We start from the raw sequence: 26,884 nt of genomic DNA on the forward strand, positions 1-26,884 counted from the left end.
TCAGCGAGTTAGATAATTGTATTGATCAGTGGTAAGCGACTATTTAGGAAGATCATGAATAACAAAAAAATTAAATTAACTGATTTAGCGAAACTAGCAGGCGTGTCTACCTCTACAGTTTCGCGTGCGCTTAATGATAATCCGCTAATTAAGCAAGAAACCCGCGATAAACTTCAGCGCTTAGCTAAAGAGCATAATTTTAGTCTTAATACGGCTGCAAGTCGGTTGCGGACACAAAAAACCAATGTAGTTGCGGTTATAATTAACCTTGACGAACAAACAGAGCAGTCGATTAGCGATCCGTTTTTACTTAAAGTAGTGAGCGAAATTAATCTTGCACTTAATCAGCAAGGGTTAGAGCTTTTACTATCTAATTCAATCATGGCGCAAGACGATTGGGCTAATTATTTTATTAATAGCCGCCGTGCAGACGGTATTATTGTTGTAGGTCAAGGTAAAAACCAAACCAATATAGAAAATGCAGCTAACGCAGGTATTCCGCTGGTGGTATGGGGAGACCCTAAAACACCTAGCAACTACCCCATTGTAGGAAGTGACAATTACTTGGGAGGCTTGCAAGCAACAACGCATTTAATAGAGCACGGAGCTAAAAACATTGTATTTTTAGGCGACCCAGAACATGGTGAAATTAGTGAGCGTCATAGAGGGTACTCTGCCGCATTAGCATCCCATAAATTAGAGCAACATGTTGTATCTATTGATATTACAAGTAGCTCAGCGTATCAATCAATTAACCAATTACTGCGTGAAAAAGGCCTTTATTTTGATGCTATAGTTGCATGTAGTGATATGGTTGCCTTAGGTGCCATGAAAGCCTTAAAAGAGCGTTATGTAAGCATTCCTAATGATGTCGCTCTAGTAGGTTTTGATGATATTGCTATGGCCGACATTAGCCACCCTTCATTATCAACTATCCGACAAAACACACAGTACGCAGCCACGCTATTAGTTCAAAAGTTGATGCAGCAACTAGCTGGTGAAAAAGTTGAATCACAAGTAATTGATATTGAACTGATTACCCGCCAATCAAGTAAAAGATAGTTTATAAATCATGTTGAGTTAATGTTAAATTTAAAATGCAAACGATTGCATTGAGGGCTATTCTAAACTAAACTCAAACCTCACTGATATAAACACACACTGTGTATGCACTCGTTATGGGCATACAATAAAGGTCGTTATAGCGTTTAAATAACGCTGTAAAGCGAGGGCAATTATGAGTAAAACAAAAGTCACACTGGCAATTGCAGCAAGTTACTTTATTTTCGCTATTTTGTTAAATAGCGTGGGCACCGTTATTTTGCAGGCAATAAATACCCTTGGGGTAAGTAAAACAGAAGCTTCAGTGCTTGAGGGGTTTAAAGATTTATCCATTGCGATAATGTCATTTGTAGTGGCTTCGTTTATTCCTCGCCTAGGCTATAAACTGGCTATGCTTGGGGCACTTACTGTTGTTGCCCTTGCTTGTGTAAGTACGGCTTTAATTAGTGACTTTTATGCGTTTAAAATTTTATTTGCCGCCATTGGTTGTGGCTTTGCTGTGGTTAAAGTGTCGGTTTACTCTATTATCGGCCAAGTGACAGATGATGCAAATAGCCACTCTTCATTGTTAAACACCATTGAGGGCATTTTCATGGTTGGTGTGTTAAGTGGCTATTGGATTTTTACTGCTTTTATAGATCCAAACGATTCAACCGCGTGGCTCAACGTTTATTACTTGCTAGCAGCTCTGGCCCTAATCGTTATAGCGAGCGTAATTGCTGCGCCTATAAAGCCCGCCATTATAAGTAAAACTAAACGCTCCTGTTGGTTCGATTTTATCGCCATGCTTAAGCTAACATATCAACCGTTGGTACTCATATTTATAATTAGTGCTTTTTTATACGTATTAATTGAGCAGGGCGTAGGTACTTGGCTACCCACATTCAATAATGAAGTTTTAAAACTTCCTATAGCTATTAGTATTCAGCTGGCCAGTATTTTTGCTGCGGCACTTGCATTTGGGCGCTTAGTAGCAGGGCAAGTACTTAAACACATTCACTGGTTTGTTGTATTGAGCAGTTGTTTAATTGCGATGGCCGGCCTCATACTTATTACCCTACCGCTTACTGAGAATGTTACTGAAAATACAGTAATTAGCTTATTTGATGCACCACTTGCTGCATTTATTTTACCGTTAATTGGTTTTTTCATGGCGCCTATTTATCCGGTACTTAACTCAGTTATGCTCAGCGCTCTTGAAAAACATCGTCATGCCGCTATGACTGGCTTAATTGTAGTTTTTTCAGCACTTGGTGGAACAACAGGCTCAATAATAACTGGTTATGTATTTGAGCACTTTAGTGGCCAGCATGCGTTTTACCTTTCTTTGGTTCCCATTAGTTTGATTTTTATTAGCGTGATTTTTTTCAAAAAACGAACCGACGCTATCTCACAACACGCAACGACAGCTTAACAGTAAGGAAAGTTATGAGTTTTTTTGACAGCCAATTATTTAAAGATGTTCAAATGCAGCATGTATTTAGCGACTGTAAAACATTCGCAGATGCAATTGCGCGTGTTAATTGGCAAAGTGCATGTAAAAGCTATGAACAATTAGCGCCTTTAACTAATACGCAGCTTAGTGAGTTTGTAAACGCACACTTTATTACTTCCCCAGTGCTAGCAATGGGCACTGAGGCTGATACGTCATCGGTTAAACATTATATAGACTCGTTATGGAGTGGCCTTAGAAGAGAGGCGGATACCCCGAAGCAAGATTCATTACTAGCACTAAAGCACAGCTATATTGTGCCTGGCGGGCGCTTTCAAGAGATTTACTATTGGGATAGTTATTTTACAGCATTGGGCTTAATCGATGCAGATAAAGGTGATGTAGTTGAAGATATGCTACTTAACTTTGTCGATTTAATTAACGATTATGGTTGTATTCCAAATGGTAACCGTCGCTATTATTTATCACGCTCGCAGCCACCGGTTTTAGCACTCATGGTCGAGTTATTATGGGAACATACGCATAGCAAATCACTCAATACGCAATGGCTTGCTATGTGTGTTGCAGCACTTGAAAAAGAATATATATTTTGGATGCAAGACGCGCAGTTGCTTTCGAGTGATTTATTGGGCTCAAAGCGGGTAGTAAGAATGCCTTGTGGTGGTGTTTTAAATCGTTATTGGGACGATGTAAGTGAGCCAAGAGCAGAGTCATTGCGTGAAGATTTAGCGCTAGCGGAAGGGTTGGCGAAGGAGAAAAAATCTGATTTTTATCGTAATATTCGCGCTGCATGTGAGTCGGGTTGGGACTTTAGTTCTCGTTGGCTTGGTGAGTCTAATTTACTAAGCTCTATTCAAACAACTGATATTGTTCCTATAGATTTAAACTGCCTTATGTATAACTTAGAGAATCAATTAAGCAAATTCTTTCAATTGCTCGGCAATAGTGAACAAGCAGAGCATTACCAATTACTTGCCAGCAATCGCAAGGCGCTTATTAATGCTTACCTTTGGAATGAACCAACCGGTTTTTTTGTTGATTATAACTGCCGTACAACGGCTCAATCTCCAATACTTAGTGCAGCGGCAACTACTGCTTTATTTGTTAATTTAGCCAGTAATGAGCAAGCAATCAAGGTAGCTACAATATTAGCCAATGAATTTTTAAAAAAGGGTGGTATTGTTACAACTATTACTCAAACGCCTCAGCAGTGGGATAGTCCAAATGGTTGGGCTCCACTCCAATGGCTTGCGGTAAAAGGGCTTAATAACTACGGTATTACTCAATTGAGTACACATATAATGCAAAATTGGGTAAATATGGTTGAGCAAAATTTTGCAGTAAATAAGTGCTTACTCGAAAAATACAATGTGTGCACACCAGCGGTTTTAGCCAGTGGTGGTGAATATCAAGTACAGCAGGGTTTTGGTTGGACTAATGGCGTAACGACTCGATTTTATAAATTACTAAACTACTAATCCGATCTGTTATTTATCTTACAAAAGTAATTGTAAAAACAAAGGTAATGTAGGTTATGTATTGATTTAAAAGGTTTTTATCTGTTTTAGGGTGAGAAGCGGTAGCTTTATTTTAATACCAAAATCTCATTGTAAGTTGTATTTGATTTAGGTAATGTAGTGTAAATGTTTCAAGGACGAAATTTATGCCCCATAAAAATTCAGTATTTGTAAAAACAACGTTTCAGTCATCTTTTCATTCACACAACTACACCGCTATTTTAAGAACATTACAAGCTTTGTTTGGTGATATTAAAATGGACGAAGTTATTCCTAAAGCTGAGCAGCGCACAAATTATGATTTGTTTTTAATAGATGGTGCTAAAAGCAAATGGCAAGACCTTATTCCGACTGACCTTATTTGTTTAGCTAAACACTATAGCGTTGTCATCTTTAATGTTGATAAAGAAGATGTGTGCGAGCAAAACTTATTGCTTAACCATTTTAATGGTGTTTTTTATAAATCTGATCCACCAGAAGATATTTTTAAAGGGTTACTTCGTGTTAATACTGGCGAGCTTTGGTTTACGCGTAAAGTGATTTCAAAAGCTTTTAACGATATTTTAGCCGTGGCATCGTCGTTTAATAGCTTACACGACGACATTGAATTAAAGCAGGACGATTACGATCATTTAACAAAACGAGAAAAGTCTGTTATTCATTTAATTGCACAGGGGGCGAGTAACAATACAATCGCTGATAAACTTAACATTAGCGACCACACTGTAAAAACACATTTATACAGTGCGTTTAAAAAAACTAACTCACGCAACAGGGTGGAGCTTGCTAATTGGGCACAGCGCTATATATCTGTTTTGCTGCCAATGGCTAAATAAGAGTAGAGCCACCAATACATTATTAAAGTTATTAAAGTAAAAACTTTATCCTCTAGACCCTTTATAAGGGTTGGGTTAGCGAAGCACTTTCAACTCACTAATCACACAACCTATAAAGGCTACAATATGTAGCCTTTAGTTAATCCAGGAAATCAGTTCACGCCGATTTTTTAGCCCATAAGCCTTTATCAATACCTTTTGTTATGAGATCTGTGAGTGCTTTTTCTATTGCTTGGGTAACACAAATACTCATAGGTTCATTATCGCTAAAGCCTGCTTCTGCTTCTGCTAGTCGTTTGTAGCTTACGTATCTAAAAAAGCCTGCACGCATTTCTTGGCTAAGTACTTTTTTACTGGTGGCTACACTCAGTAGTACTTGTCCTGTACGAACATCAACAGCGCGTAAGTATATTGAAATAGCATCTTCGCGGTAAAGCTCTGATGCGCCTATACCAAAGTATTCCATACCCAAACCACCTGTTTTTACATTAGTGTCGTAGCTTATGATACCGCCCTCTAAAATGATTTTTGCGGTTGTTAGCGGAGGTAAATCAGCTTGGTTAGGATTATCGGCTTGGCCCGCACGAATAATTTTTCGCTCAGTTAAAATGTTTTGTAAACCTTCACGCTCTACCGGCGTAAACCAATCAGATTCATGTAATGCTTGTATGAGTATTGAGTTAGCACCTTGAGTAACGGCAGTCGAAAATGAGCTAACGTTAGTTTGTGGCTTATATTGACCTGTTTGATCTCTAAATGAGTAAACAGATACCGGAATACTGCCAACAGGTTTAGGTAAGTTTTTCAGATCTGCGAATAATTCGGTTGGTTCTAAACTAACTGCTTTTTGTTGCGATGGTGGAATTAAATTCCCTAGGCTCGCACAACCGCTCAATCCAATTAATATTATTGTTATTAGTAGTTTATACATTATCCAAACCTCGGTACTTCAATGATCACCACGGTGTCATCAATTATATTTGTTATTCTTACTGTAATAGAATCGGTTGTGCTGGTTATAACTTCAATTTGATAATCGCCACTCATAAATATGGAGTCTTGATTGAAAAGGCTATCTTCTATGTCCTCACCAAATGCCATATCGGTAATTTCTCTTACCATACGATTTAAATAGGTGCGCTCTAGAGTTTCTTGAAATTGTTCAGCGTAACCTTTTTCTATTACCGGTGCTTTATGCTTGTTTTGAGCTTGGGCTTTACTCAACAGCATATTTGCATTGAGTGGGTTACCACCAAAGCTTGGGTTAATTGGGGTGTAAATTATTTCAGTTGCTGCTGCTGAAAAGCTTAATGTTGTTATTATTATAAGGGCTATATTTTTCATTTTACCATCCATCTTTAGCCATATCGGGTGTTGACACTGCCATGTTTTCGCGAGCCATTGCATCTATCACTGTATAAACAGCCTGCTCCACACGCTCATTTAAAGGCTCTAGTCGTCTACCTAAGTAAGTTGCGTAAACAAGTTGGTTATTCATTATTAACGACAGCTTTGTGCCTGCTTTTGGAATGACCGTTTCTTTAATTTCAATGTTAAAACCTGCAGTTGAAGGGAGATCTCGCCAGTAATTAGAAAACTCAAAATAGAACTGATGACCAAAGCGGCTAATACTCCTATCAAGTAGTAGGCCGTCAATCTCCAACTCTTCAGCGGCATAAGATACGGGCATTAATAACAGAGAAAGCGAAAGTAATAATACTTGGTAATGGTTTTTATTATTATGCATAACTAAATGGGGAGAGTTGCTCTCCCCAACCTCAATAATTACATTTGAGTAATAGAAGTCACGTTACCGTCACCAATTTGGGTCACTGAAACAGTGCTGTTGAAACCAATTACGGCGCCTTCAACAATGTTATCGTTACCCATTTGAGTTACACTAAACGAAACGTTTTCACCACCTACTAAAAATGCAGGTTGATCCATTCCAACTACCCAGTTACCTTCGCCAGTTTGTGAAATATCAATGCTGTGGCCATTACCTTCAACCATCATATCAACTACGTTCATTTCACCTGTTTGAGCTAGGTCAATTTGGTTCATGTTGCTATCTAGAATACCAGCAAGTGTAACCATGGCTTCATTTTGAGAACCATTTTGCATAATATCGATATCGTTGTCGTTTGATGTTAAAGATATATCAGGGTATGAAGACTCAACAACAGCAGTGTTTTCTTGGCCAGACTGGATAACGTTAACGTCATTTTCAGACCCATTAAAGTTAACAACGTGCGCTGAATTTGATTCACCTACTTGGTTAATCATAAATTCGTTATCTGTACCTAAAACGCCCATGTAAGCATCATTTAATAAGCCAACTTGTGTAGCCGTTAATTCATTATCGTCACCAATAATATCAACAGTTGTTGAGTTGCTTAAATCAACCTGAGTTACTGTAACTTCGTTGTTTTGACCTTCGAATAAGTTTGATTCGATAGTATTTAAAGAACCTTCTTGGTCTAAATCAATTTCGTTTTCATCGCCTAATACAGCTACAAATGTTACTGCGTTAGTATTGCCTTCTTGTTCAATTGAAAGCTCATTTGCATCGCCTAAAATATCAGTGAAGGTAACAGTATTACGATCGCCGTCTTGTTCAATATCAAGCTCGTTATCGTTGCCTTGTAAAGAACTCACCTTAAAAGTATTCCAGTAACCGTTTTGCTCAAGACTCAGGCTATTCTGATCGCCCATTACAGAGGTTAATTCAGCTTCATGCCACTCACCTGTTTGTAATGAACTGATTTCGTTACCATTACCTTTCATATCTAAGTTGTAAAACCAATGACCACCAGTGCCTTGCTCTACATCAACGATATTGTCGTCACCAACAATCATGTTGACAGCTTCATTGTTTACAAAGAAGCCTTGGCCACTTTGCAAAACATTTAGGTAATTATTATTACCAGTAACTTCGGTAATTACACCGTTGGCAACGCCATCTTGGGCATATACTTGCTCGTTGTTGTCACCAATTGTTGTTACGCCAACATAATTACCTGATTGTAATTGAGTAACTTCTGTTGTGTTCTCGTTTCCAGTAGTCGAAACCTCAATAGTATTACTATCTCCCTCTTGCATTAAAATCGCGGTGTTATTATTTTGCGATTGCGCCAATGTCATTGAATTAGCGGTGCTAAGTATAGATATTTTTGTACTAAGTTCTGAGTTTGATGCTGATTTGTTGTCGGTATCTGCATATGAGGCAAAGCTGGTACCCATTGCTATTGCAACAGCACAACTTAAAAGTGATTTATTCAACTTCATTATTTTCTCCTTGAAATATTAAAATCAAATACCCTAAATGTTATAGGTTTTAATAAGGTATTTGTTGTTTCAGCATGCCGTGCCGATATATTTTTTGTGATCCGCTTGCGTAACTTTAGAAGTAGGTGAAGCGTAATATGTGACTATAAATAATTAAGTTTTAATTTGTCATAAATATTGAACTAACAAAGTTTAAGCTCAAATTCATAATCACCCATTAACTGTATTCCCCTATTTCATTTTCTTAAATCATCATTTTTTACCAAATAATTAACCTTTTATTATCATTGGTTTATGTGTGTAACTGGTGGGTTTTAATGTAATAGTAAGCAAAAGCAGTAAAAAAGTTTGACCCTATAATGGGTAAGGTTGTAATGGGGCAGTTCATTAAAATGACTGTGTTTAGTGTTTTTTTTATAGCCAAACTGGTCAAAATTTATGATTTTTAATTCTTTTTAACTTTTTAACTTGTCAAATATCGTATTTACTAGTTTGCTTATAACTTGCCACGTGATCCCTTGTACTTGAAATAGTGAACAAACCCGCTTAGTGCTTCTAAGCTAACCCAACTATGGATAGAACAATGAAAACAAAATTATCTATTATTACGCTTGCTTTACTACCTTGTTTGGCTTCGGCTAAATTACCTGATGCAGGAGCTCTTCCACAAGCAGCTGCAAGCAGTGACTCTGTTATTGTTAAATATAAAAAAAATGCAACACCTCAAATGCGTAAACAAGCACGAAGCTTGGTTAAAGCAAAAATTACAGATTTAAATAATGATGAAGTTGATGATAACTTCACATCATTATTCTCAGGTCGCCTTGCTAAATTTAAAGTGTCTGGCATGAGCACTAAAGAAGCTATTGAGCGTTTAAAGTCTCATCAAGCTATTGAATATGTTGAGCCAGATTACCGAGTAAGTATTGCGAGCGCACCTAACGACCCTCGTTTTGATGAGCTTTGGGGCCTAAATAATGAAGGTCAGACCGGTGGTACGGCAGACGCTGATATTGATGCCCCAGAAGCATGGGAAATCTCAATTGGTAGTCGCGATGTTGTAGTTGGTGTTATTGATACTGGTGTTGACTACAGTCACCCTGATTTAGCTGACAATGCGTGGATTAACACTGGTGAAATTGCAGGCGATGGTATTGATAATGACGGCAATGGTTACATAGACGACATTCACGGTATTAATGCAATTACGGATGCTGGCGACCCAATGGATGACCAAGGTCACGGTACCCACGTATCAGGCACTATTGGTGCAAGCGGTAATAATTCTACAGGTGTTGTGGGTGTAAACCATGAAGTTTCTATTGTTGGTTGTAAGTTTTTAGATGCCGCTGGTAATGGTTCAACATCAGATGCAATAAAATGTATCGACTATATGGTTAATCTTAAAAACTCAGGTGTAAACTTACGTGTTTTAAACAATAGCTGGGGCGGTGGCGGTTATAGCCAAGCGTTAGCGGATGCTATGACTGTTAGTGAGCAAGCTGACATATTATTTGTTGCTGCTGCTGGTAATGACGAAGTTGATAATGATGCAAACCCTCACTATCCATCAAGTTATGAACACGAGAGTGTATTAGCAATTGCCAGTACTGATAGCAATGATAACTTATCAGACTTTTCACAATGGGGCGCGACAAGTGTTGACATGGGAGCACCAGGCTCTGGTATTTTGTCAACAGTTCCGGGTAATGGCTATGCAAATTACTCAGGTACTTCAATGGCAACACCTCATGTTGCCGGTGTTGCTGCTCTTGTGTTGTCAGTAAACCCTGATTTAACAACATCAGAGCTTAAAGCGTTACTAATGAGTAGCGGTGACGCTAATGCTGCACTTCAAGGTAAAACGCTTGCGGGCACGCGCCTAAACGCAAATCAGGCGTTATTAGATGCCGATCCAACGCCAAGCTTTAAAATGTCTGTGACGCCAGCGTCACAACAAATAACAGTTGGTGAGTCTGCAACTTATACGTTTGAAATTGGTTCTATTGCTCAGTGGGATGGTGAAGTAACGCTTGAACTAGAATCTAGCCTTACTGGTGCATATTTATCAGAGCTAACTGCAAGCCCTGGCGAAACAGTACAGCTTAGTGTTGAGACCAATGGAAATACGCCATGGGGTAATTATGAGTTTACTGTTACAGCAACATCAGATGATATCGTTAAAGAAAAAACAGTAAGCTTAATGCTTCAACCTGCTGGTTTAAATGACTACACCTATACTAGCGAAGAAAATGTGGCGATTCCTGATAATGATCCACAAGGTGCTAATTCGGTAATTACAATTTCAGATGATTTAACTGTTTTTGGTACTTCTGTTGATGTAAATATTACGCATACTTGGTCTGGCGATATAGTCCTTACGCTAATTTCACCACAAGGCTCTGAGGTAACTTTACAGAGTAATGAAGGTGGCAGCGAAGATGATATTGTTAAAACATTTACATCAAGCGTATTTAACAGTGAAGTAGCAACAGGCGACTGGACGTTAAATGCTGTGGATACAGCGGGTGCAGACACAGGTAATATTAATGGCTGGTCACTTACGCTTAGCGCTATAGGCGAAGTAAGTGCACAACCGCCACGTGCAGGCTTTACTGTTGATACGCAAGGTTTAACAGCCTCGTTTGTAGATACAAGCAATGATGCCAATAACGACATTACACAGTGGAGCTGGAGCTTTGGCGATGGCGCTACATCAACAGATTCAAGCCCTATGCATGCATATGCGCAATCGGGTAGTTACGATGTAGAACTAACTGTTACTGACAGTGAAGGTAATACAGATACATTTACCCAAACCGTTGTTGTAAGTGACGTGACCCTTGAACTGAACTTAAAACGCGCTAACAAAACACGCCTAGGTACGATGCGTGTAGAACTTAGCTGGGAAGAAGTGGGTGCAGAGTCATTAAGCGTTTACCGTAATGGTGAGTTAGTTGATACCACTGCAGATAACGGACGCTACCGTGATTACGTGCGTGGAGCTACATTACCATCGTACGATTACCAATTATGTGTAACAGAAAATGTGTGTTCGAATATCATCACCGTTTCTTTTGAATAAATTTCACTACTCCTAAAGTAATTTAAGCCCAGCATTGCTGGGCTTTTTTATGTTTTACGATGGTATAATAAGCAATTAGAATTTATTTTGAATGGAGTATAACTATGCTTTTTTATACGGGTGGGTTTTAAGCCAGTGCTCGGCTATTTGCTCTCTCGTGGCAAACCATACCTGCTCATGAGAGCGGGCATATTTTAAAAACCGTGCCAATGCCTTTACTCTTCCTGGTCTGCCAATTAAGCGGCAATGCAAACCTATCGACATCATTTTTGGGGCGTTTTCACCTTCTGGGTCGCCTTCCTCGTATAGCGTATCGAATGCATCTTTTAAGTAATTAAAAAACTGATCGCCGGCATTAAAACCCTGTACGGCAGCAAAGCGCATGTCGTTTACATCAAGCGTGTAGGGCACAATGAGTTGTGGCTTACCTTCTTTAATACTGTAAAAGGGCAAATCGTCGCTGTAATCGTCGGCGTCATATAAAAACGTGCCATTTTCCGCCACAAGGGCTGCGGTATTTGGGCTAGTTCGGCCGGTATACCAGCCTTTGGGCTTTTTACCCGTAAGCGTTTGAATAATCTCAATGGCTTTTTGCATGTGCTCGCGTTCAGTTTGCTTATCTATATTTTGATAATTAATCCAGCGCAGGCCATGGCTTGCAATCTCGTGCCCTGCTTCAACAAAGGCTTTAGCTACATCGGGGTGGCGCTCAAGGGCCATGGCAACCGCAAAAATGGTGACCGGTATATCGTATTTTTTAAATAAACGCAGTAACCTCCACACGCCCGCGCGCGAGCCATATTCGTAAATAGACTCCATGCTTATATGGCGGTCTTCTACATGGGGAGCACTTACTATTTCAGATAAAAATGTTTCGGCCGCTGCATCACCATGTAATACACAGTTTTCGCCGCCTTCTTCGTAATTTAATACCACTTGCACGGCAATACGTGCTTTATTGGGCCAATTTGCATGGGGTACATCTGGGCCATAACCAATTAAATCGCGCGGGTAGTTTTTAAATTGCTCGCTCATATTATTGCTCCTTTTTAAGTGCCGTGAGCCAAGACCCGAGCATTTCGCGCTCTGTGTCTGTCATCTTGGTCATATTAGCCAGTGGCATGTCTTTGGTTACTACGGCGCGGGTATGAACAAGTACTTGCGACTTTTTTACCTGTTCAATTGAATCAAGTTTAAAACCAAGTGGCGCTGTTTGAAAAAGCTCAGAGGTCGGTGTTTCACTATGGCACTGCGTACAGTGTTTGCTGATTATATCCCACGCTTGTACGTCGGTGATACTTGCTTGTAAAGGCGCGTTTTCGTCTGCATTTGTTGGGCTGCTAGGCCACGGAGCTATTGCTAACATAAGAGCAAAAAATGCTGCAATACCACTTATAAGTACTGAAGGTTTATTAACGCCTTGATGTTTTAAGTTAAAGTAATGGCGTATCCACATACCAATACCAAACAGCGCAATTAAAATAAGCCAGCCAAAGTTGTGGCTATACGTGTAAGGAAAGTGATTGCTAAGCATAATAAATACCACTGGTAACGTGGCGTAGTTATTATGTATCGAGCATTGCTTGGCTTTTAGTCCTGGGAGCGATTCGGGAATACGGCCGGCTTCTACTTCACTTACCATATAGCGTTGCCCTGGCATAATAATGTGATACACATTGCCAACCATACACGTGCCAATAAGCGCACCTACATGAATATACACAGCGCGGTCGCTAAATAGTTGATCAACCCCATAAGTCCACAGAGCTAATAAACCAATAACCACAGCAATAAACGCTTTACCGTTTTCAACGAGCGGGGTTTTACACAATAAACGATAAACACCATAGCCTAAGCCAATAAAACCAAGTGATGCGCCAATAGCTGCAAATTTACTTAGCTCACTTTTACTGTTATCGATTAGGTAAACATCGGCGCCTACATAATAAAGTAAGCTAAATAATAAAACACCGGTGATCCAGGTTGTATAGGCTTCCCACTTAAACCAATGCAGGGTATGGGGCATTTTTTCAGGCCCATTTTGATACTTAGCCACTTCGTAAAAGCCACCGCCATGCACGGCCCATAAATCGCCTTTTATGCCTTTATCTATTTTCCACTGCGGTGGTGTTTGTAGGTTGTTATCAAGCCATGCAAAATAAAATGAAGCGCCAATCCAGGCTATACCAGCAATAACATGAAAATAACGCAGTACTAAATGAGCAAGCTCAAATAAATAGTTTTCCATAACGGTTAAGCCTCTTCTAATACCGGTGAGCGGGTGTCTGAAAATTGATTGCTATCATCGCGCTTATACACACTTTTACCCATAATGTAGGTTTGCTCAACGCAGCGGTCGTCGCCTAACATCATCATTACAAATAGTTTTTCATGTAGGGTTTTGGCATGTTGTATTCTAAATTTTAAAAACGAAGTTGCTGAACAATCCATTACAATAAAATCGGCCTCACAGCCGGCTTCAAAATTACCAATTGTCCCTTCTAAATCGAGCGCTCTAGCACCGCCGAGTGTTGCTAAATACAGCCCTTTAAATGCTGAAAACTTTTGACCTTGTAACTGTTGGATTTTGTAAGCTTCGTTACCTGTTTGTAGCATAGAAAAGCTTGTTCCTGCGCCTACATCGGTACCCATGCCTACGTTTATGCCGTGCTCTTCACAGGCTTTTAAATTTAAAAGTCCTGATCCTAAAAATAGGTTTGAGGTAGGGCAGTGCGATATAGCCGCATTGTTATCTGCAAGGCAGCAAAGTTCGCGCTCAGATAAATGAATACTATGGGCAAATACTGAGCGTTTACGCACCATTTTTGCTTGCTCGTAAACGCCAAGGTAATCTTCAGCTTCTGGAAATAGCCCTTTAACCCATTCGCACTCGTCTTTGTTTTCTGATAGATGAGTGTGCAGGTAGGTGTCTGGGTATTCTTCAAGTAACTGAGTGCATTTTTGTAATTGTTCTGGGGTTGATGTGGGGGCAAAACGCGGCGTAACTGCGTAGCTTAGCCTGTCAACATTGTGCCATTTTTTTATTAGGGCTTTAGATTCGTCATAGCTTGTTTGCGCGCAATCAGATAAGTCGTCAGGGCAGTTACGATCCATCATTACTTTACCGGCAATCATACGTAAATTGCGTTTTTGTGATTCTTTAAAAAACGCATCAACCGATTGCGGGTGCACAGTGCCAAATACAAGGGCGGTGGTTGTGCCATTGCGCAGCAGCTCGTCTAAAAAGCGATTAGAGATCTCTTTTGAATAATGCTTACACGTAAACTTTTTCTCTGTCGGAAACGCATACTCGGTTAGCCAACTTAGCAGTTGCTCGCCGTATGCACCCACCATTTCGGTTTGTGGTAAGTGTATGTGGGTGTCAATCATACCAGGCATAACGAGCTTACCATCGTGGCGGATAACACGCGCTGATTTATCAATCGTTGGCAGTATGTCTTGCTCGTAGCCAAGTTTAACTACTTTGCCGTGCTTGATAACTAATGCGCCTTTTTCAAAAAAACGATGGGCGTTTTCGCCAGCAATGGCAGGGTCGTCAACAAAGTCGAGTATATCAGCACAAACTACTGTTAAGTTATTATTGTTTTGTGTGCTCATCGTTAGCTACCTCTGTATGTAGAGTAGCCAAACGGGCTAAGCAACAATGGGATATGATGATGTTTAGTATCTTGTAATCTAAAAGCTATTTGCGCCTCTGGGTAAAACGCAGGGGTAGGTTGGTTTTGGTAATAACTATCTAAATCAAATACCAGTTTATAGGTTGCAAATTCTACTTCTGTATTTAGCCAGTCGGTAATTCGCCCATCGGTATCGGTTGTGCCTTGGGTTAGTTGTACCCATTCGTTATTTGTAAGTTTAAATAGCTTAACAGCAACGTTTGCTGCAGGTTTTCCGGTGCTGGTATCGAGTATATGGGTGGTTATAGGGCTTTTGTTCATAGCAGTGACTCCAATCTTATTTTTGTTATTTTGGCTTGTTCGCCCGCGGCTATATTTAGCTCTGTACTGCGGGTGTTGTGTATGCGCTGCTCTATGAGTTCAAGCATTTGTTCGGCCGTTTTACCGGTGGCGCACACAATAAAAATAAAGCCAAACTTGTTCAGGTACTCTTTATTAAGGGTAATCATTTTGGTAAGTACGGCTTCGTTTGCTTTGCTCATACCTGATTGCTCATGCCCCGCTTTTTGTGCGGTAGCAGCGTATTTTTTGCTAAGGGTTGATAAGTCACCTATTTGCGGGTGGCCTTCAAAGGCAGCTAAATAGTCGCTCTCGCCAAGGCTATCCCATATGCTTTTTGCGCATTCAAACAGCTGTTGAGCACTTTTAAATGGCATTGCTTTTACCATGGCTGCCACCCAGTTAGGGGCCGCGCAGCAATGCTCAAGAGCTTGTTTTGCTTGTGCATCATTTAGCGTATTTATTTGTAAACTGCTCATGCGTTTACTTCCTCCTGCGTGGTGCTAATTAAGGCATTTTTTAGTGTGCGCCACTGCAAGCCTTGGCGTTTTGGCGCTTGGGTTTGCATAGCCTGATAAAGGCCAATTAGCTGTCCACTAATCGAAATAGCCACTTCCATTGGTAATTTGCCCGTAATGTTTTTAAGCCCAACAGGGCAGGTCATTTGTTGTATTTGATCGGCTGTAAAATCGCGATGTGCTAGGCGTTGTTTAAAACGTTTTGCTTTAGTGTCAGAGCCAATAACGCCCAGCCAATTGGCATCAGCGCGTTTAATAATGGCTTGGGTGAGTGCAAAGTCGAGCTGGTGGTTATGGGTAAGTATCAAGTAGTTGTTAGCTTTAGGCGCACGTTTTACTTGCTCTGTTGGCTCTTCATCAACCACTTTTACTACGTTATTTGGAATAGCCTGTGGGAATACATCTGCGCGGCTATCTATCCAGCGTATGCGCATTGGCAGCTGTGCCAATATACCAATAAGTGCCTGTGCTACGTGGCCTGCGCCATATATATCAAGGGTAAAGCGCTCGCATTGCATGCACTCAAGCATAACTGTGGCAGCCCCGCCGCAGCACTGGCCTAAATTTGCACCTAGGTTAAATTTCTCAATTACTTGGGCGGCTTCGCCTTTGGCAAGTAGTTCGCGGGCTTTTTCTATTACTACGTACTCAAGGTGGCCACCGCCAAGGGTGTCGTAAATATGCTCGCCGCTTATTACCATTTTTGAGCCTGTGCCGCGAGGGGTTGAGCCATTGGTGCCAAGTACCGTGGCAATTACATAGTTAGTGCCGCTTTGTTCGTGCTCGTTTATAGCCTGCGCCCAGTTTTGCGTATGAAAACCCTGAAACGACTCATTTAAATTAGTCATGTTGATGCTCCTTAAACCAACTAGCGGTTTGCTCAATTGCACTCAATACTCGCTCTGGGGTTGCGGGTGTATCCAGTGGGGCGGTGTATTTGTAATTAGCCACACTGCTTATTGCATTACGAATAGCGCTCCATACACTAAAGGCCAGCATGAATGGCGGCTCGCCTACGGCTTTTGATCTAAACACGGTGGTTTCTGGATTTGCTGAGTTATAAAGATTGACGTTAAATTCGGCAGGGGTATCGCCAATAGCTGGTATTTTGTAGTTGGCTGGGCCAAAGCTTGCAAGCTGGCCTTTATCATTCCATTGTAAGTCTTCGGTTGTTAGCCAGCCCATACCTTGTACAAAGGCGCCTTCAATTTGCCCTATATCAAGTGCTGGATTAATTGAACTGCCTACATCGTGCAGTATATTAACGCGGGTTACCGTGTTTTCGCCCGTAAGCGTATCTACTTCTACTTCGCTGAGTGCTACGCCGTGAGCGTAGTAAAAAAACGGACGGCCTTCGCCTTTGGCTCTGTCGTAATGAATTTTTGGTGTGGCGTAATAACCGGTAGATGAAAGCGATATACGATTCATGTAAGCAAGATTTGCAAGTTCGCTAAAGCTAATTTCCCCTTTACTAAAAGTAATGAGGTTATCTTTAAATACAACAGTGTTGCTGTCTACTTCAAAGTGCTCGGTAATAAAGTTTATTAAGCGCTCTTTTATTATGTTTACTGCATTTAGCGCCGCCATACCGTTTAAGTCGGTACCGCTTGAAGCCGCTGTTGGCGAGGTGTTTGGTACTTTGTCGGTACGCGTAGCACTAATACTTACCGCGTTAAAATCGACCCCAAAGCCATGGGCCACAATTTGCGCAATTTTGGTGTTGAGCCCTTGGCCCATTTCGGTGCCGCCGTGGTTTAAATGTATAGAGCCATCGCTATATACATGTACTAATGCACCGGCTTGGTTTAAGTGTTGTACAGTAAACGAAATACCGTATTTAACCGGCGTCATCGCAAGGCCTTTTTTGATAATAGGTGACGATATGTTAAATGCTTTAATAGCCTCTTTACGTGCCCAGTAGTCACCCGACTCCTCAAGCTGGTTTATCATATCTTTTAAAATATGTTGCTCTATGGTTTGATGGTACGGCGTGGTGTCGCGGCCTTTTTTATATAAATTGAGTTTTCTAATTTCAAGCGGATCTTTACCTAATGTGGCGGCTATATCGTCCATTATTAGCTCGCCCATGATCATGCCTTGCGGGCCACCAAATCCTCTAAATGCGGTATGGCTTACGGTATTTACTTTACAGCGATTACCTTTAATTGTGGCGGCTGGGTAGTAGTAGGCGTTATCGGCATGAAACATGGCGCGATCTACAATTGCATCAGATAAATCAGGCGAGTAGCCACAAAACCCATTTACGGTAATGTCGGCACCTTCTATTAAACCATTTTCGTCAAAACCAACATGGTATTGGTTATAAAAAGGGTGGCGTTTACCGGTTAATTTAAAATCGTCGCTGCGGGCTAGGCGCATTTTTACTGCGCAGCCAAGGTAATAAACCGCAAGGGCTGCAAGGCATGCCCATGGTGCGCCTTGGGTTTCTTTGCCGCCAAAAGCACCGCCCATACGGCGGGTTTCTACGTTTACAAAGCTAAATGGCTTTTTTAAAATTTTAGCAACTAAGTGCTGCACCTCAGTAGGGTGTTGCGTAGAGCATTGAACATGAATGCCCCCGTCGTTATCAGGTTGCGCCAGCGCTATTTGGCCTTCTAAATAAAAGTGTTCTTGCCCGCCTATGTTTATTTCGCCTTTAAGCTGGTGGGCTGCGTTATTAATGGCTTGTTCGCTGTTACCACGGTTAAGTGAATGGGGCGGCCTCACCCAATGCTCTTTGCTAATGGCTTCTTTAATATCAAGTATGGGTGTAGTTTGCTCGCACTCAATAACCACTAAGCGTGCAGCGCGACGCGCTATTTCATAGGTGTCGGCAACGACAATTAATACAGGTTGCCCGTGGTATTGAATTTCATGGCTGGTCAGCAGTACATCACCAGGAAATACCGGGCCAATATCTAATTTACCGGGTACATCTTCTGCCGATAAAATACGTTTAACGCCTTCAACTGCCAGTGCGAGACTGGTATCTATTGATTTAATAAAGCCGCTTGTAACAGGGGCGAGCACTGGGTAGGCATGCAGGCAGCCGTATGGCTCAGGGTTATCGTCGGCAAAATTTGCACTGCCACAAACTTGTTTAATAGCGCTTTCGTGATATTTAGATTGTCCAACGCTACCACCTTGCGCTTTTAGTTTATCCATTTCAAAGTGACGCATGTGAGATCCTCGTAATGGCAATGTTGTTATTGTTGCGTGCTTGCGGCTCACAAAACTCAATACCAATGCGTTGTAATAAGTTTTTGCTTACCGTGGTGCGATAATGCGCACTGCTTCTTACATCGCTCATAGGTGTAAAGTCATCGTTAATAGCCGTTGCTGCGTCTATAAAAGTGCTCACTTGTAATGATTGAGATATCAGCTTTTGCTCAATATGCTGCGCGCGCTTAGGAATAGCTGCCATACCGCCCATAGCGCAGCGGGCTTGAGTAATCATGTTTTGTGAATGCTCTATAGCAAGCACCAAACACACGGTAGATATATCGTCTTCAAAGCGTTTTGATATTTTATGACACGCCAGTTTTAGTGACTCTGGGCGCTTTGGGATGGTGAACTTACTAATTACTTCATCGCTTTTAAGAACTGTTTTTTTGTAATCAATAAAGTAGTCGGCAACTTTAATAGTGCGCGTACCAGCGCTGCTTAATAAATCCATTGATGCATTCAGAGCGATTAAAAGAGGAGCTGGATCGCCAATAGGAGAGGCATTCCCTATGCTGCCACCAAGTGTGCCACTGTTACGTACTTGGCTTGATCCTAAGCGTTCAAATAGCTCTTTTGACTCTGGGTAATGGTTATAAAATACTTCAACAAATTGGCTATAAGGGAGTGCTGCACCAATGTGTAACTCACCGTTATTATCTGCCAAGGTGCAAAGATCCTTTACTTGGCTAAGGGAGATAATTACATCCGGTAAGAGCATGTTTTGGCTAAGCTCAATGGCAAAGTCGGTGCCACCAGCAACTAAATGTGCATAAGGATAAAGCGCTTTTAGCTCAACAAGTTGCTGGGCAGTTTGTGGTAAGTAAAATTTACGAGGACCATTTTTTAAAAATGGAATATCGTCATCATATTGCGTATTAAGTGATGCTTTAAATTGAGCGGCCATTGCTGAGTACGGTTCAGCTTTACGCTCATAGCTATAGGCTTTTTCGGCTGCAAGTAATATAGGGCTATAACCTGTACAACGGCATAAGTTACCACCAAGTGCATGAATAACCGCTTTTTTACCAGGGTACGTAGGCTCATTAATATAAAGAGCCAACAAGCTCATTATTATACCAGGCGTACAAAAACCACACTGCGAACCATGGCACTCCACCAGTGCACGTTGTACGGGGTGTAAATCGGTTAAGTTTGGGTATAAGCCAGTAGTCACAGCCTCTACCGTTACTATATGTTTTGCATGCGCATTACCTAATAACAATAAACAGCTGTTCATTGTTTTGTATTGCCAACTAGTTTGCCCGTTTGCATTTATACGCTCTTCACCCACTAAAATTGTGCACGCGCCACAGTCGCCAGTTGCACACCCTTCTTTTGTGCCCACTTTCCCTTTTTTGGTGCGTAGCCAGTCCAAAATGGTGAGACTTGGCGAACATTCTTGTACTTCAATTGGCGTGTTATTTAATAAAAATTGAATCACACAGACCCCCTTAATTTTTATAAAGCCCTGATACATAAAGGCTTGGCGTATGTTTTTTCTTGTTGTTTGCGCACGGGTAAGAAAAATACTTTTTCATCTTGGTAAGTATATTGCAGTTACCATGCCATTGTTGACCGGTTGGTCAGTTGATGTTTTGAGTAGGCTAAATTGCTCATTAAGTACAAATAGGCCCTAATAATGAATAATAAATACCGCCTTACTATGCAGGGAATGACAAAGCAGTATCCCGGATGTATAGCCAATAATGACGTAACCTTAAAAATTAAGCATGGTGAAGTGCATGCCTTATTAGGTGAAAACGGTGCAGGTAAAAGCACATTAATGAAAATGCTTTATGGTGTGGTTAAACCTGACCAAGGGGACATGTTTTTTAATGGCCGTATAATGAATATAAAAGACCCTGCTGATGCGCGTGATTTAGGCATTGGAATGGTCTTTCAGCATTTTTCGTTATTTGAAACACTTACGGTCGCCCAAAATATTGAACTAGCGTTAGGTGATTTAGCAGGGCATAGCAGCACGCTTGCGGGTCGAATTACAAAAACATCAACACGTTATGGTATGCCATTAGACCCCCATAGACTGGTATCAACACTTTCAACTGGCGAGCGCCAACGAGTAGAAATTGTTAGATGCTTATTATTAGATATTCAGTTACTTATTTTAGACGAACCCACTTCAGTACTGACTCCACAAGAAGTCGATGCATTATTTAAAACCCTAAAGTCACTTAAAAAAGAAGGCTGCTCTGTGCTGTTTATTAGCCATAAACTGCACGAAGTGATTGAGTTATGTGACAGTGCGACCATTTTGAGAGGCGGGAAAGTAAGCGGGCATTGTATTCCTAAAAACGAAACTAGTGAGTCAATTGCCAGGCTGATGGTAGGCGACAACACGCCAATTAGTAACCAAACTCGCAGAGCTTTGGGTACTGCGGATTTTTTAACCGTTAATAATCTAACCACCGCCGCACAAGCGTTATTTGAAACACCCCTTAAAAACTTTAACTTTGCAGTACAGCAAGGCGAAATAGTGGGGATTGCGGGTGTTGCTGGCAACGGACAAGAAGAGTTATTAAAAGTGCTTTCGGGGGAGCAAATTCAAGCTAGTAGTAGCGCCATTAAATTTAAAAATACCGTAGTTGATGCACTGTGCCCGCTAAAAAGGCGCCGCCTTGGGCTTGCATGTGTGCCAGAGGATAGGCTTGGGCGAGGAGCCGTGCCCACTATGGATTTAGCACAAAATGCATTGCTTACTAGTTTTGATAGTGGACTAGTTAAAAATGGCTTTTTAGTAAAACAAAAAATTACTGAGCTTGCTAATAAAATCATTACAAAATACAAGGTTAAAACACCAAGTTTTCGCACTCATGCAGCTAGCCTTTCAGGTGGTAATTTACAAAAATTTATTATTGGTCGCGAGGTAGAGCAAAGCCCAAAGCTACTCGTTATGTCGCACCCTACTTGGGGTGTAGATATAGGCGCACAAGTGGCGATACATGAAGCTATTTTAAAGCTTCGCGACGAAGGGTGTGCGGTACTCGTTATTTCAGAAGATTTAGACGAACTTTATAAAATTTGCGACCGTATTGGCGCAATTTGTGATGGCAAACTGTCTCCTATTTTAAATACCGATACCGTACCGCTTGTGCAGTTAGGGCAGTGGATGGCTGGCGACTTTAGCGATGTTTTTAATAACCAGCCTAAAGTACACACACCACAAGGGGCACTCGTATGATTAAGTTAGAACCACGTGTTGAACGCTCACCAGCTTGGAGTTATCTCTCTCCTGTTTTAGCTATTTTACTCACATTAATAACCGGTTACGTGGTGTTTGCCTTATTAGGGCATGATCCTTTAAATGCCCTGTATACATTGCTTATAGCACCTGTTGCCGACTGGTATGGTGTAACAGAGCTACTTGTAATGACCATTCCTATTTTGCTATGCGCCTATGGCTTAGCGCTTTGTTATAGAGCATCGGTTTGGAATATAGGCGCAGAAGGGCAACTGCTTATTGGTGGTGTATGTGCAAGTGCTGTAGCCGTTAACTTTGTTGATTCAACAAGTGCTTTTGCAATGCCACTTACATTACTCGCTGGTATTGCTGGTGGCATGTTGTGGGCGGGGCTTGCTGCTTTTATGAAGCTGCGTTTAAACACCAATGAAATTTTAGTCACCATAATGCTCAACTACATAGCAGTAAATGTATTGCTGTGGGCTGTTCATGTGCCACTCAAAGATCCTCACGGTTATAACTTTCCTGAAAGTGCATTGTTTGGCGATAGCACGTTATTGCCTGTTTTATTCGACGGTACTCGATTGCACTTAGGCCTGGCGTTTGCGTTATTAGCGCTATGCGCCACATGGGTTTTTATTAGTAAAACCTTTATAGGCTTTCAAATACAAGTACTTGGGCTTGATGCATCCGCGGCCAAAATGGCGGGTTACAAGCGAGCATTATTAATTGCCGGAGTGCTAGTTATTAGCGGGGGCTTGGCGGGGCTTGCTGGAGCGGGCGAAGTAGCTGGGCCTATTGGGCAGCTAGTTCCGCAAATATCACCCGGTTATGGCTATGCCGCCATTATTGTTGCTTTTTTAGGGCGACTCCACCCAGTAGGAATTACGTTTGCGGGCTTACTAATGGGGCTTATTTATATGGGAGGTGAACTTGCGCAAATTAACATGGGATTACCTAACGCTATAACCGGTATTTTTCAGGGGTTAATGCTGTTTTATTTACTCTCGTGCGATGTGCTTATTGCTTATCGCCTTAAATTTTCGCTGCCATTTAAACAACAAAAAGCGCAGCCAATACAAATTGCACAGGAGTCTTAAATCATGGAATTAGATGTAATTACTAATATTTTATACGCCACTATTCGTACAGGCACCCCCTTATTGCTGGTGGCGCTGGGTGAAATGGTATGCGAAAAAAGCGGCACCTTAAATTTAGGGCAAGAAGGCATGATGCTTTTAGGCGCAGTGGCAGGGTTTATAGCTATGTACCAATGCGATAACCTATTTATTGGTTTTACGGTAGCAGCTTTGGTTGGTGTTATGGCCTCACTTATTTTCGCTTTTGTAGCGCTTAATTTAAATGCTAGCCAAGTAGCGGCAGGTTTAGCGCTCACTATTTTTGGTACAGGCCTTTCGGCATTTTTAGGTGCTGACTATGAGGGAAAAACCATTAACGCGTTACCTACTTTAGCAATTGCAGGGTTTGAGCATATTCCGGTTTTAGGCAAAGCGCTATTTTCGCAAGACGCCATTGTGTATTTAAGTTGGGGTTTAGTGCTTGGTGCGTATTTGTTTTTTAAATACCACAGAGCAGGGCTTGCAGTACGAGCTATTGGCGAAAACCCAAGTGTGGGTAATAACTTAGGGTTACCTGTAATGCGTACACGTTATTTAGCCGTAATGTTTGGCGGCGCACTGGCTGGCATTGCGGGCGCATACTTGTCGTTGGCTTATACACCACTTTGGACTCAAAACATGACGGCAGGGCGAGGTTGGATAGCTCTTGCTTTAGTGGTGTTTGCAAGCTGGCGTATTGAGCGCGTAATGCTTGGCGCTTATTTATTTGGCTTTGCCAGCATTATGCACTTAGTGGCACAGGCTTTTGGGTGGGCTGTGGAGTCTAACTTACTGGCCATGTTGCCTTATGGTGCAACGCTTATAGTACTGATTATGCTCAGTAAAAATAAACAAAAATTAAAAATGTACGAACCCATGTGGCTAGGTAAACCTTGGCACAAGGGTCATTAAATTAATTACAAAATCAATAAGGTAAATCACCTGCTACAACAGGATATTAAAAATATAACACGGAGAATAACAATGAAAAAACTTATAACAGCACTCGGGGTTGCATTGAGCTTAGGCATAAGCGCATCTGCTATTGCAAAAGATAGCGTAAAAGTTGGCTTTGTATATGTAAGCCCCATAGGTGAGGCCGGTTGGACTTATACACATGACTCTAGCCGCCACTACCTAGAAGAAAAGTTTGGCGACAAAATAGAAACTACTTTTGTCGAAAGCGTACCAGAAGGAGCGGATGCAGAGCGTGTTATTACGCAACTGGCTAAAAGCGGGCACGATTTAATATTTACCACGTCGTTTGGCTACATGAACCCAACACTTAAAGTGGCTAAACGATTTCCTAATGTAAAGTTTGAGCATGCCACAGGCTATAAACGCGCAAAAAACGTAAGCACTTACTTTGATCGCATTTACGAAGGACGCTACCTAACAGGTGTTATTGCAGGGCACATGAGTAAAACCGACAGCATTGGTTATATTGCTGCGTTTCCTATTCCGGAGGTAATACGCGGTATAAATGCATTTACGCTTGGCTTGCGCTCAGTAAAGCCTAATGCAAAAGTAAAAGTAGTGTGGGTTAATAGCTGGTTTGATCCGGGTAAAGAGCGCGAAGCTGCCGATAGCCTAATAGATCAAGGCGTTGATATTATTACCCAACATACTGATTCGCCTGCACCACTGCAAGCCGCGCAAGCCGCTGGTATTTACGCTATTGGCTACCACTCAGATATGAGCGGATACGGTAAAAAAGCGCATTTAACGGCAGCGGTTCATCACTGGGATGAATTTTATGCAGAGCGCGTACAGCAAGTACTTGACGATAAATGGCAATCGCAAGATATATGGAAAGGGATAGACACTGGCATGACGCGCTTAGCACCACTGAGTAAAGATATTCCTGCCAATGTTGTAGCTGAAATAGACGCACTTAGTGCAAAAATTGCTAATGGCGAGTTTCATCCATTTACTGGGCCAATAAAAAATCAGCAAGGTGAGCTGGTTACAAAAGCTGGGCAGACTATTGATGATAAGACCTTACTCGGCATGGACTTTTACGTTGAAGGCGTAGAAGGGCAGCTTAAATAAACGCAGACGTATTTGAATTAAAATAGGGCTGGGCGTTAATACCTTGCCCAAGTTTAAGCGCTAAAAGGATATTGACCATGTCAAACCAAGAAGCTATTTCAGAAGACATAATTTACGCGGTAGATGATAAACCAGGGCTAACTGAATCATTTTTTGCTGCACTACAGCACGTACTCGCAAGCTTTGTAGGCATTATTACACCCACACTTATTATTGGTGGGGTGCTTGGCCTAGCTGCTGAAATACCATATTTAATTAGTATGGCGTTGTTTGTATCGGGTGTTGGTACGTTTATACAAGCGCGCAGAGTAGGGCCTGTTGGTTCTGGACTTATATGTGTGCAAGGCACCAGTTTTGCTTTTTTAGGCACTATTTTGGCCACAGGCTTTACTGTTAAAGCTACGGGTGGCAATAACGATGAAGTACTCGCTACTATTTTTGCTGTGTGTTTTTTAGCGGCCTTTGTAGAGATATTTATTAGTTTTTTTATAGAAAAACTCGGCAAAGTAATTAAGCCTGTTGTTACCGGCGTGGTTATTACCACTATAGGCGTCTACCTTATAAAAGTGGGTATGACCGACATAGGCGGCGGCCAGTGGCTATTAACTAATAAGCCTGACGAGTTTGCCTCACCAAGTAACCTAATTGTTGGTTTTTCGGTTGTTGCTTTAGTGGTGCTGCTTAATGCAAGTAAAAATCAATGGGTAAGGCTAACTGCTGTGGTTGTAGCCATGATAGTAGGTTGGATACTGGCCGTTATATTAGGAATAGCCAAATTTGAAGTCGGCGAGTTTGATTTAATCGCCATGCCAATACCGTTTAAGTACGGTTTTAGTGTAGATTTTGGTGCGCTTATAGCCTTTGGCTTTTTATACCTTATTACTGCAATTGAATCGACAGGCGATATTACTGCCAATTGTGCTGTTTCTAAGTTACCTGTTAGAGGGCCTACTTACTTAGCACGCATACGCGGTGGTATTCTAGGTGATGGCGTTAACTCGATGATTGCGGCCTTATTTAACACTTTTCCAAATACTACTTTTAGTCAAAACAACGGGGTTATTCAGCTAACAGGTGTTGCCAGCAGGTACATAGGCCTGTGGATCGGCGGTATTTTAATCATCCTTGGTTTGTTTCCTGTGATTGGCGCTGTATTACAAAATATACCTAAACCCGTTTTGGGCGGTGCAACGCTTGTAATGTTTGGCACCGTAGCAGCCGCAGGGGTCAAAATACTAGCCAGCGAAAAAATAAATCGCAGAAGTTTACTTATTATTGCGGTGAGTTTGGGACTAGGGCTAGGTGTTAGTTTTGTACCAGAGTTGTTTACAAACGCACCTAAGTTGGTTACTGCCATATTCGGTAGCGCAGTGACGGTGTCGGGTATCACCGCAATAATAATGACGTTGGTACTACCAGAAAATTACTCAGCAAGTACGGATCATCTTAACTAAACTAAGATTCATAAAAATAAAGGAACCTAGATTCAAATTGTAAGTGCATAACTTGTTTTGGCTAGATTAAGTGGTCAGTTGCTCATAAGCTAACTGCTTT

General features: G+C 41.4%; 22 protein-coding genes. 10 read left to right on the top strand and 12 right to left on the bottom strand.

Going from position 1 to position 26,884, the window contains the following annotated elements:
• The first annotated feature begins 54 nt into the window (after positions 1-54).
• The 4 genes from AAEY62_RS14490 to AAEY62_RS14505 all read left to right on the top strand — a co-directional run bounded on the left by AAEY62_RS14490 (position 55) and on the right by AAEY62_RS14505 (position 4,868).
• The gene (locus AAEY62_RS14490) at positions 55-1,062 is read left to right on the top strand and encodes a LacI family DNA-binding transcriptional regulator (protein WP_007378432.1); all 1,008 of its coding nucleotides are present in this window, start codon (positions 55-57) and stop codon (positions 1,060-1,062) included.
• A gap of 175 nt (positions 1,063-1,237) precedes the next feature.
• Positions 1,238-2,476: an MFS transporter gene (locus tag AAEY62_RS14495; RefSeq protein WP_024591993.1), complete on the top strand. Its 1,239-nt coding sequence runs from the start codon at positions 1,238-1,240 to the stop codon at positions 2,474-2,476.
• Between the two features lie 14 nt (positions 2,477-2,490).
• Entirely contained in the window at positions 2,491-3,993 is a 1,503-nt protein-coding gene (locus tag AAEY62_RS14500; protein ID WP_024591992.1) for a trehalase family glycosidase, read from the top strand.
• 185 nt (positions 3,994-4,178) lie between these two features.
• On the top strand, positions 4,179-4,868 hold the full coding sequence (locus tag AAEY62_RS14505; protein WP_007584415.1) for a response regulator transcription factor: 690 nt from the start codon (positions 4,179-4,181) through the stop codon (positions 4,866-4,868).
• Between the two features lie 157 nt (positions 4,869-5,025).
• Here the strand turns inward: AAEY62_RS14505 and AAEY62_RS14510 are convergent, their stop codons facing one another.
• From AAEY62_RS14510 to AAEY62_RS14525, 4 genes are read right to left on the bottom strand one after another with little or no spacing between them, the layout of a single operon-like run.
• A complete protein-coding gene (locus AAEY62_RS14510) occupies positions 5,026-5,799 on the bottom strand; it encodes a CsgG/HfaB family protein (protein WP_007584410.1) in 774 nt (257 codons plus the stop codon).
• Complete coding sequence (locus tag AAEY62_RS14515) at positions 5,799-6,224, bottom strand: curli assembly protein CsgF (protein WP_024591990.1); 426 nt, start codon at positions 6,222-6,224, stop codon at positions 5,799-5,801. Before AAEY62_RS14515 ends, AAEY62_RS14510 begins: the two co-directional genes overlap by 1 nt.
• Positions 6,214-6,615, bottom strand: a complete 402-nt coding sequence (locus tag AAEY62_RS14520) for a curli production assembly/transport protein CsgE (protein WP_197237200.1) — start codon at positions 6,613-6,615, stop codon at positions 6,214-6,216. Before AAEY62_RS14520 ends, AAEY62_RS14515 begins: the two co-directional genes overlap by 11 nt.
• A 38-nt stretch (positions 6,616-6,653) precedes the next feature.
• Entirely contained in the window at positions 6,654-8,156 is a 1,503-nt protein-coding gene (locus AAEY62_RS14525; RefSeq protein WP_024591988.1) for a curlin, read from the bottom strand.
• Between the two features lie 583 nt (positions 8,157-8,739).
• On the opposite strand from AAEY62_RS14525, the gene AAEY62_RS14530 reads away from it, so the two are divergent.
• Positions 8,740-11,241, top strand: coding sequence for a S8 family serine peptidase (locus tag AAEY62_RS14530; protein ID WP_350635200.1), 2,502 nt, complete (start codon positions 8,740-8,742; stop codon positions 11,239-11,241).
• 102 nt (positions 11,242-11,343) lie between these two features.
• On the opposite strand, the gene puuE is transcribed toward AAEY62_RS14530, so the two are convergent.
• From puuE to xdhA, 8 genes are read right to left on the bottom strand one after another with little or no spacing between them, the layout of a single operon-like run.
• The gene (puuE, locus tag AAEY62_RS14535; protein WP_024591986.1) at positions 11,344-12,276 is read right to left on the bottom strand and encodes an allantoinase PuuE; all 933 of its coding nucleotides are present in this window, start codon (positions 12,274-12,276) and stop codon (positions 11,344-11,346) included.
• Position 12,277: 1 nt separating this feature from the next.
• Positions 12,278-13,489 (bottom strand): urate hydroxylase PuuD, encoded by a 1,212-nt coding sequence (locus AAEY62_RS14540; protein WP_024607727.1) that lies wholly within the window; start codon positions 13,487-13,489, stop codon positions 12,278-12,280.
• A 5-nt stretch (positions 13,490-13,494) separates the two neighbouring features.
• On the bottom strand, positions 13,495-14,859 hold the full coding sequence (gene guaD, locus AAEY62_RS14545; RefSeq protein WP_350603900.1) for a guanine deaminase: 1,365 nt from the start codon (positions 14,857-14,859) through the stop codon (positions 13,495-13,497).
• Positions 14,860-14,861: 2 nt separating this feature from the next.
• On the bottom strand, positions 14,862-15,200 hold the full coding sequence (gene uraH / locus AAEY62_RS14550) for a hydroxyisourate hydrolase (RefSeq protein WP_198551855.1): 339 nt from the start codon (positions 15,198-15,200) through the stop codon (positions 14,862-14,864).
• A complete protein-coding gene (gene uraD / locus AAEY62_RS14555) occupies positions 15,197-15,697 on the bottom strand; it encodes a 2-oxo-4-hydroxy-4-carboxy-5-ureidoimidazoline decarboxylase (RefSeq protein WP_350585625.1) in 501 nt (166 codons plus the stop codon). Before uraD ends, uraH begins: the two co-directional genes overlap by 4 nt.
• Positions 15,694-16,584: a xanthine dehydrogenase accessory protein XdhC gene (gene xdhC / locus AAEY62_RS14560; RefSeq protein WP_350635202.1), complete on the bottom strand. Its 891-nt coding sequence runs from the start codon at positions 16,582-16,584 to the stop codon at positions 15,694-15,696. Before xdhC ends, uraD begins: the two co-directional genes overlap by 4 nt.
• On the bottom strand, positions 16,577-18,916 hold the full coding sequence (xdhB, locus tag AAEY62_RS14565) for a xanthine dehydrogenase molybdopterin binding subunit (RefSeq protein WP_350635204.1): 2,340 nt from the start codon (positions 18,914-18,916) through the stop codon (positions 16,577-16,579). The genes xdhC and xdhB overlap by 8 nt, the downstream gene beginning before the upstream one ends.
• Positions 18,903-20,402 (bottom strand): xanthine dehydrogenase small subunit, encoded by a 1,500-nt coding sequence (xdhA, locus tag AAEY62_RS14570; protein WP_350635206.1) that lies wholly within the window; start codon positions 20,400-20,402, stop codon positions 18,903-18,905. The genes xdhB and xdhA overlap by 14 nt, the downstream gene beginning before the upstream one ends.
• 198 nt (positions 20,403-20,600) lie before the next feature.
• On the opposite strand from xdhA, the gene AAEY62_RS14575 reads away from it, so the two are divergent.
• From AAEY62_RS14575 to AAEY62_RS14595, 5 genes are all read left to right on the top strand, one after another.
• The gene (locus AAEY62_RS14575) at positions 20,601-22,160 is read left to right on the top strand and encodes an ABC transporter ATP-binding protein (RefSeq protein ID WP_350635207.1); all 1,560 of its coding nucleotides are present in this window, start codon (positions 20,601-20,603) and stop codon (positions 22,158-22,160) included.
• Positions 22,157-23,260 carry an ABC transporter permease gene (locus AAEY62_RS14580; protein WP_350635209.1) on the top strand — a complete coding sequence of 368 codons (1,104 nt, stop codon included), beginning with the start codon at positions 22,157-22,159 and terminating at the stop codon, positions 23,258-23,260. Before AAEY62_RS14575 ends, AAEY62_RS14580 begins: the two co-directional genes overlap by 4 nt.
• Positions 23,261-23,263: 3 nt before the next feature.
• A complete protein-coding gene (locus AAEY62_RS14585; RefSeq protein WP_350635211.1) occupies positions 23,264-24,190 on the top strand; it encodes an ABC transporter permease in 927 nt (308 codons plus the stop codon).
• A gap of 72 nt (positions 24,191-24,262) precedes the next feature.
• Positions 24,263-25,330 carry a BMP family ABC transporter substrate-binding protein gene (locus tag AAEY62_RS14590; protein WP_197237193.1) on the top strand — a complete coding sequence of 356 codons (1,068 nt, stop codon included), beginning with the start codon at positions 24,263-24,265 and terminating at the stop codon, positions 25,328-25,330.
• A 77-nt stretch (positions 25,331-25,407) separates the two neighbouring features.
• Positions 25,408-26,784 (top strand): uracil-xanthine permease family protein, encoded by a 1,377-nt coding sequence (locus AAEY62_RS14595; RefSeq protein ID WP_024591975.1) that lies wholly within the window; start codon positions 25,408-25,410, stop codon positions 26,782-26,784.
• The last annotated feature ends 100 nt before the right edge of the window (positions 26,785-26,884 follow it).

Source organism: Pseudoalteromonas sp. GW168-MNA-CIBAN-0100, from assembly GCF_040309225.1.
Taxonomy (GTDB): domain Bacteria; phylum Pseudomonadota; class Gammaproteobacteria; order Enterobacterales; family Alteromonadaceae; genus Pseudoalteromonas; species Pseudoalteromonas arctica.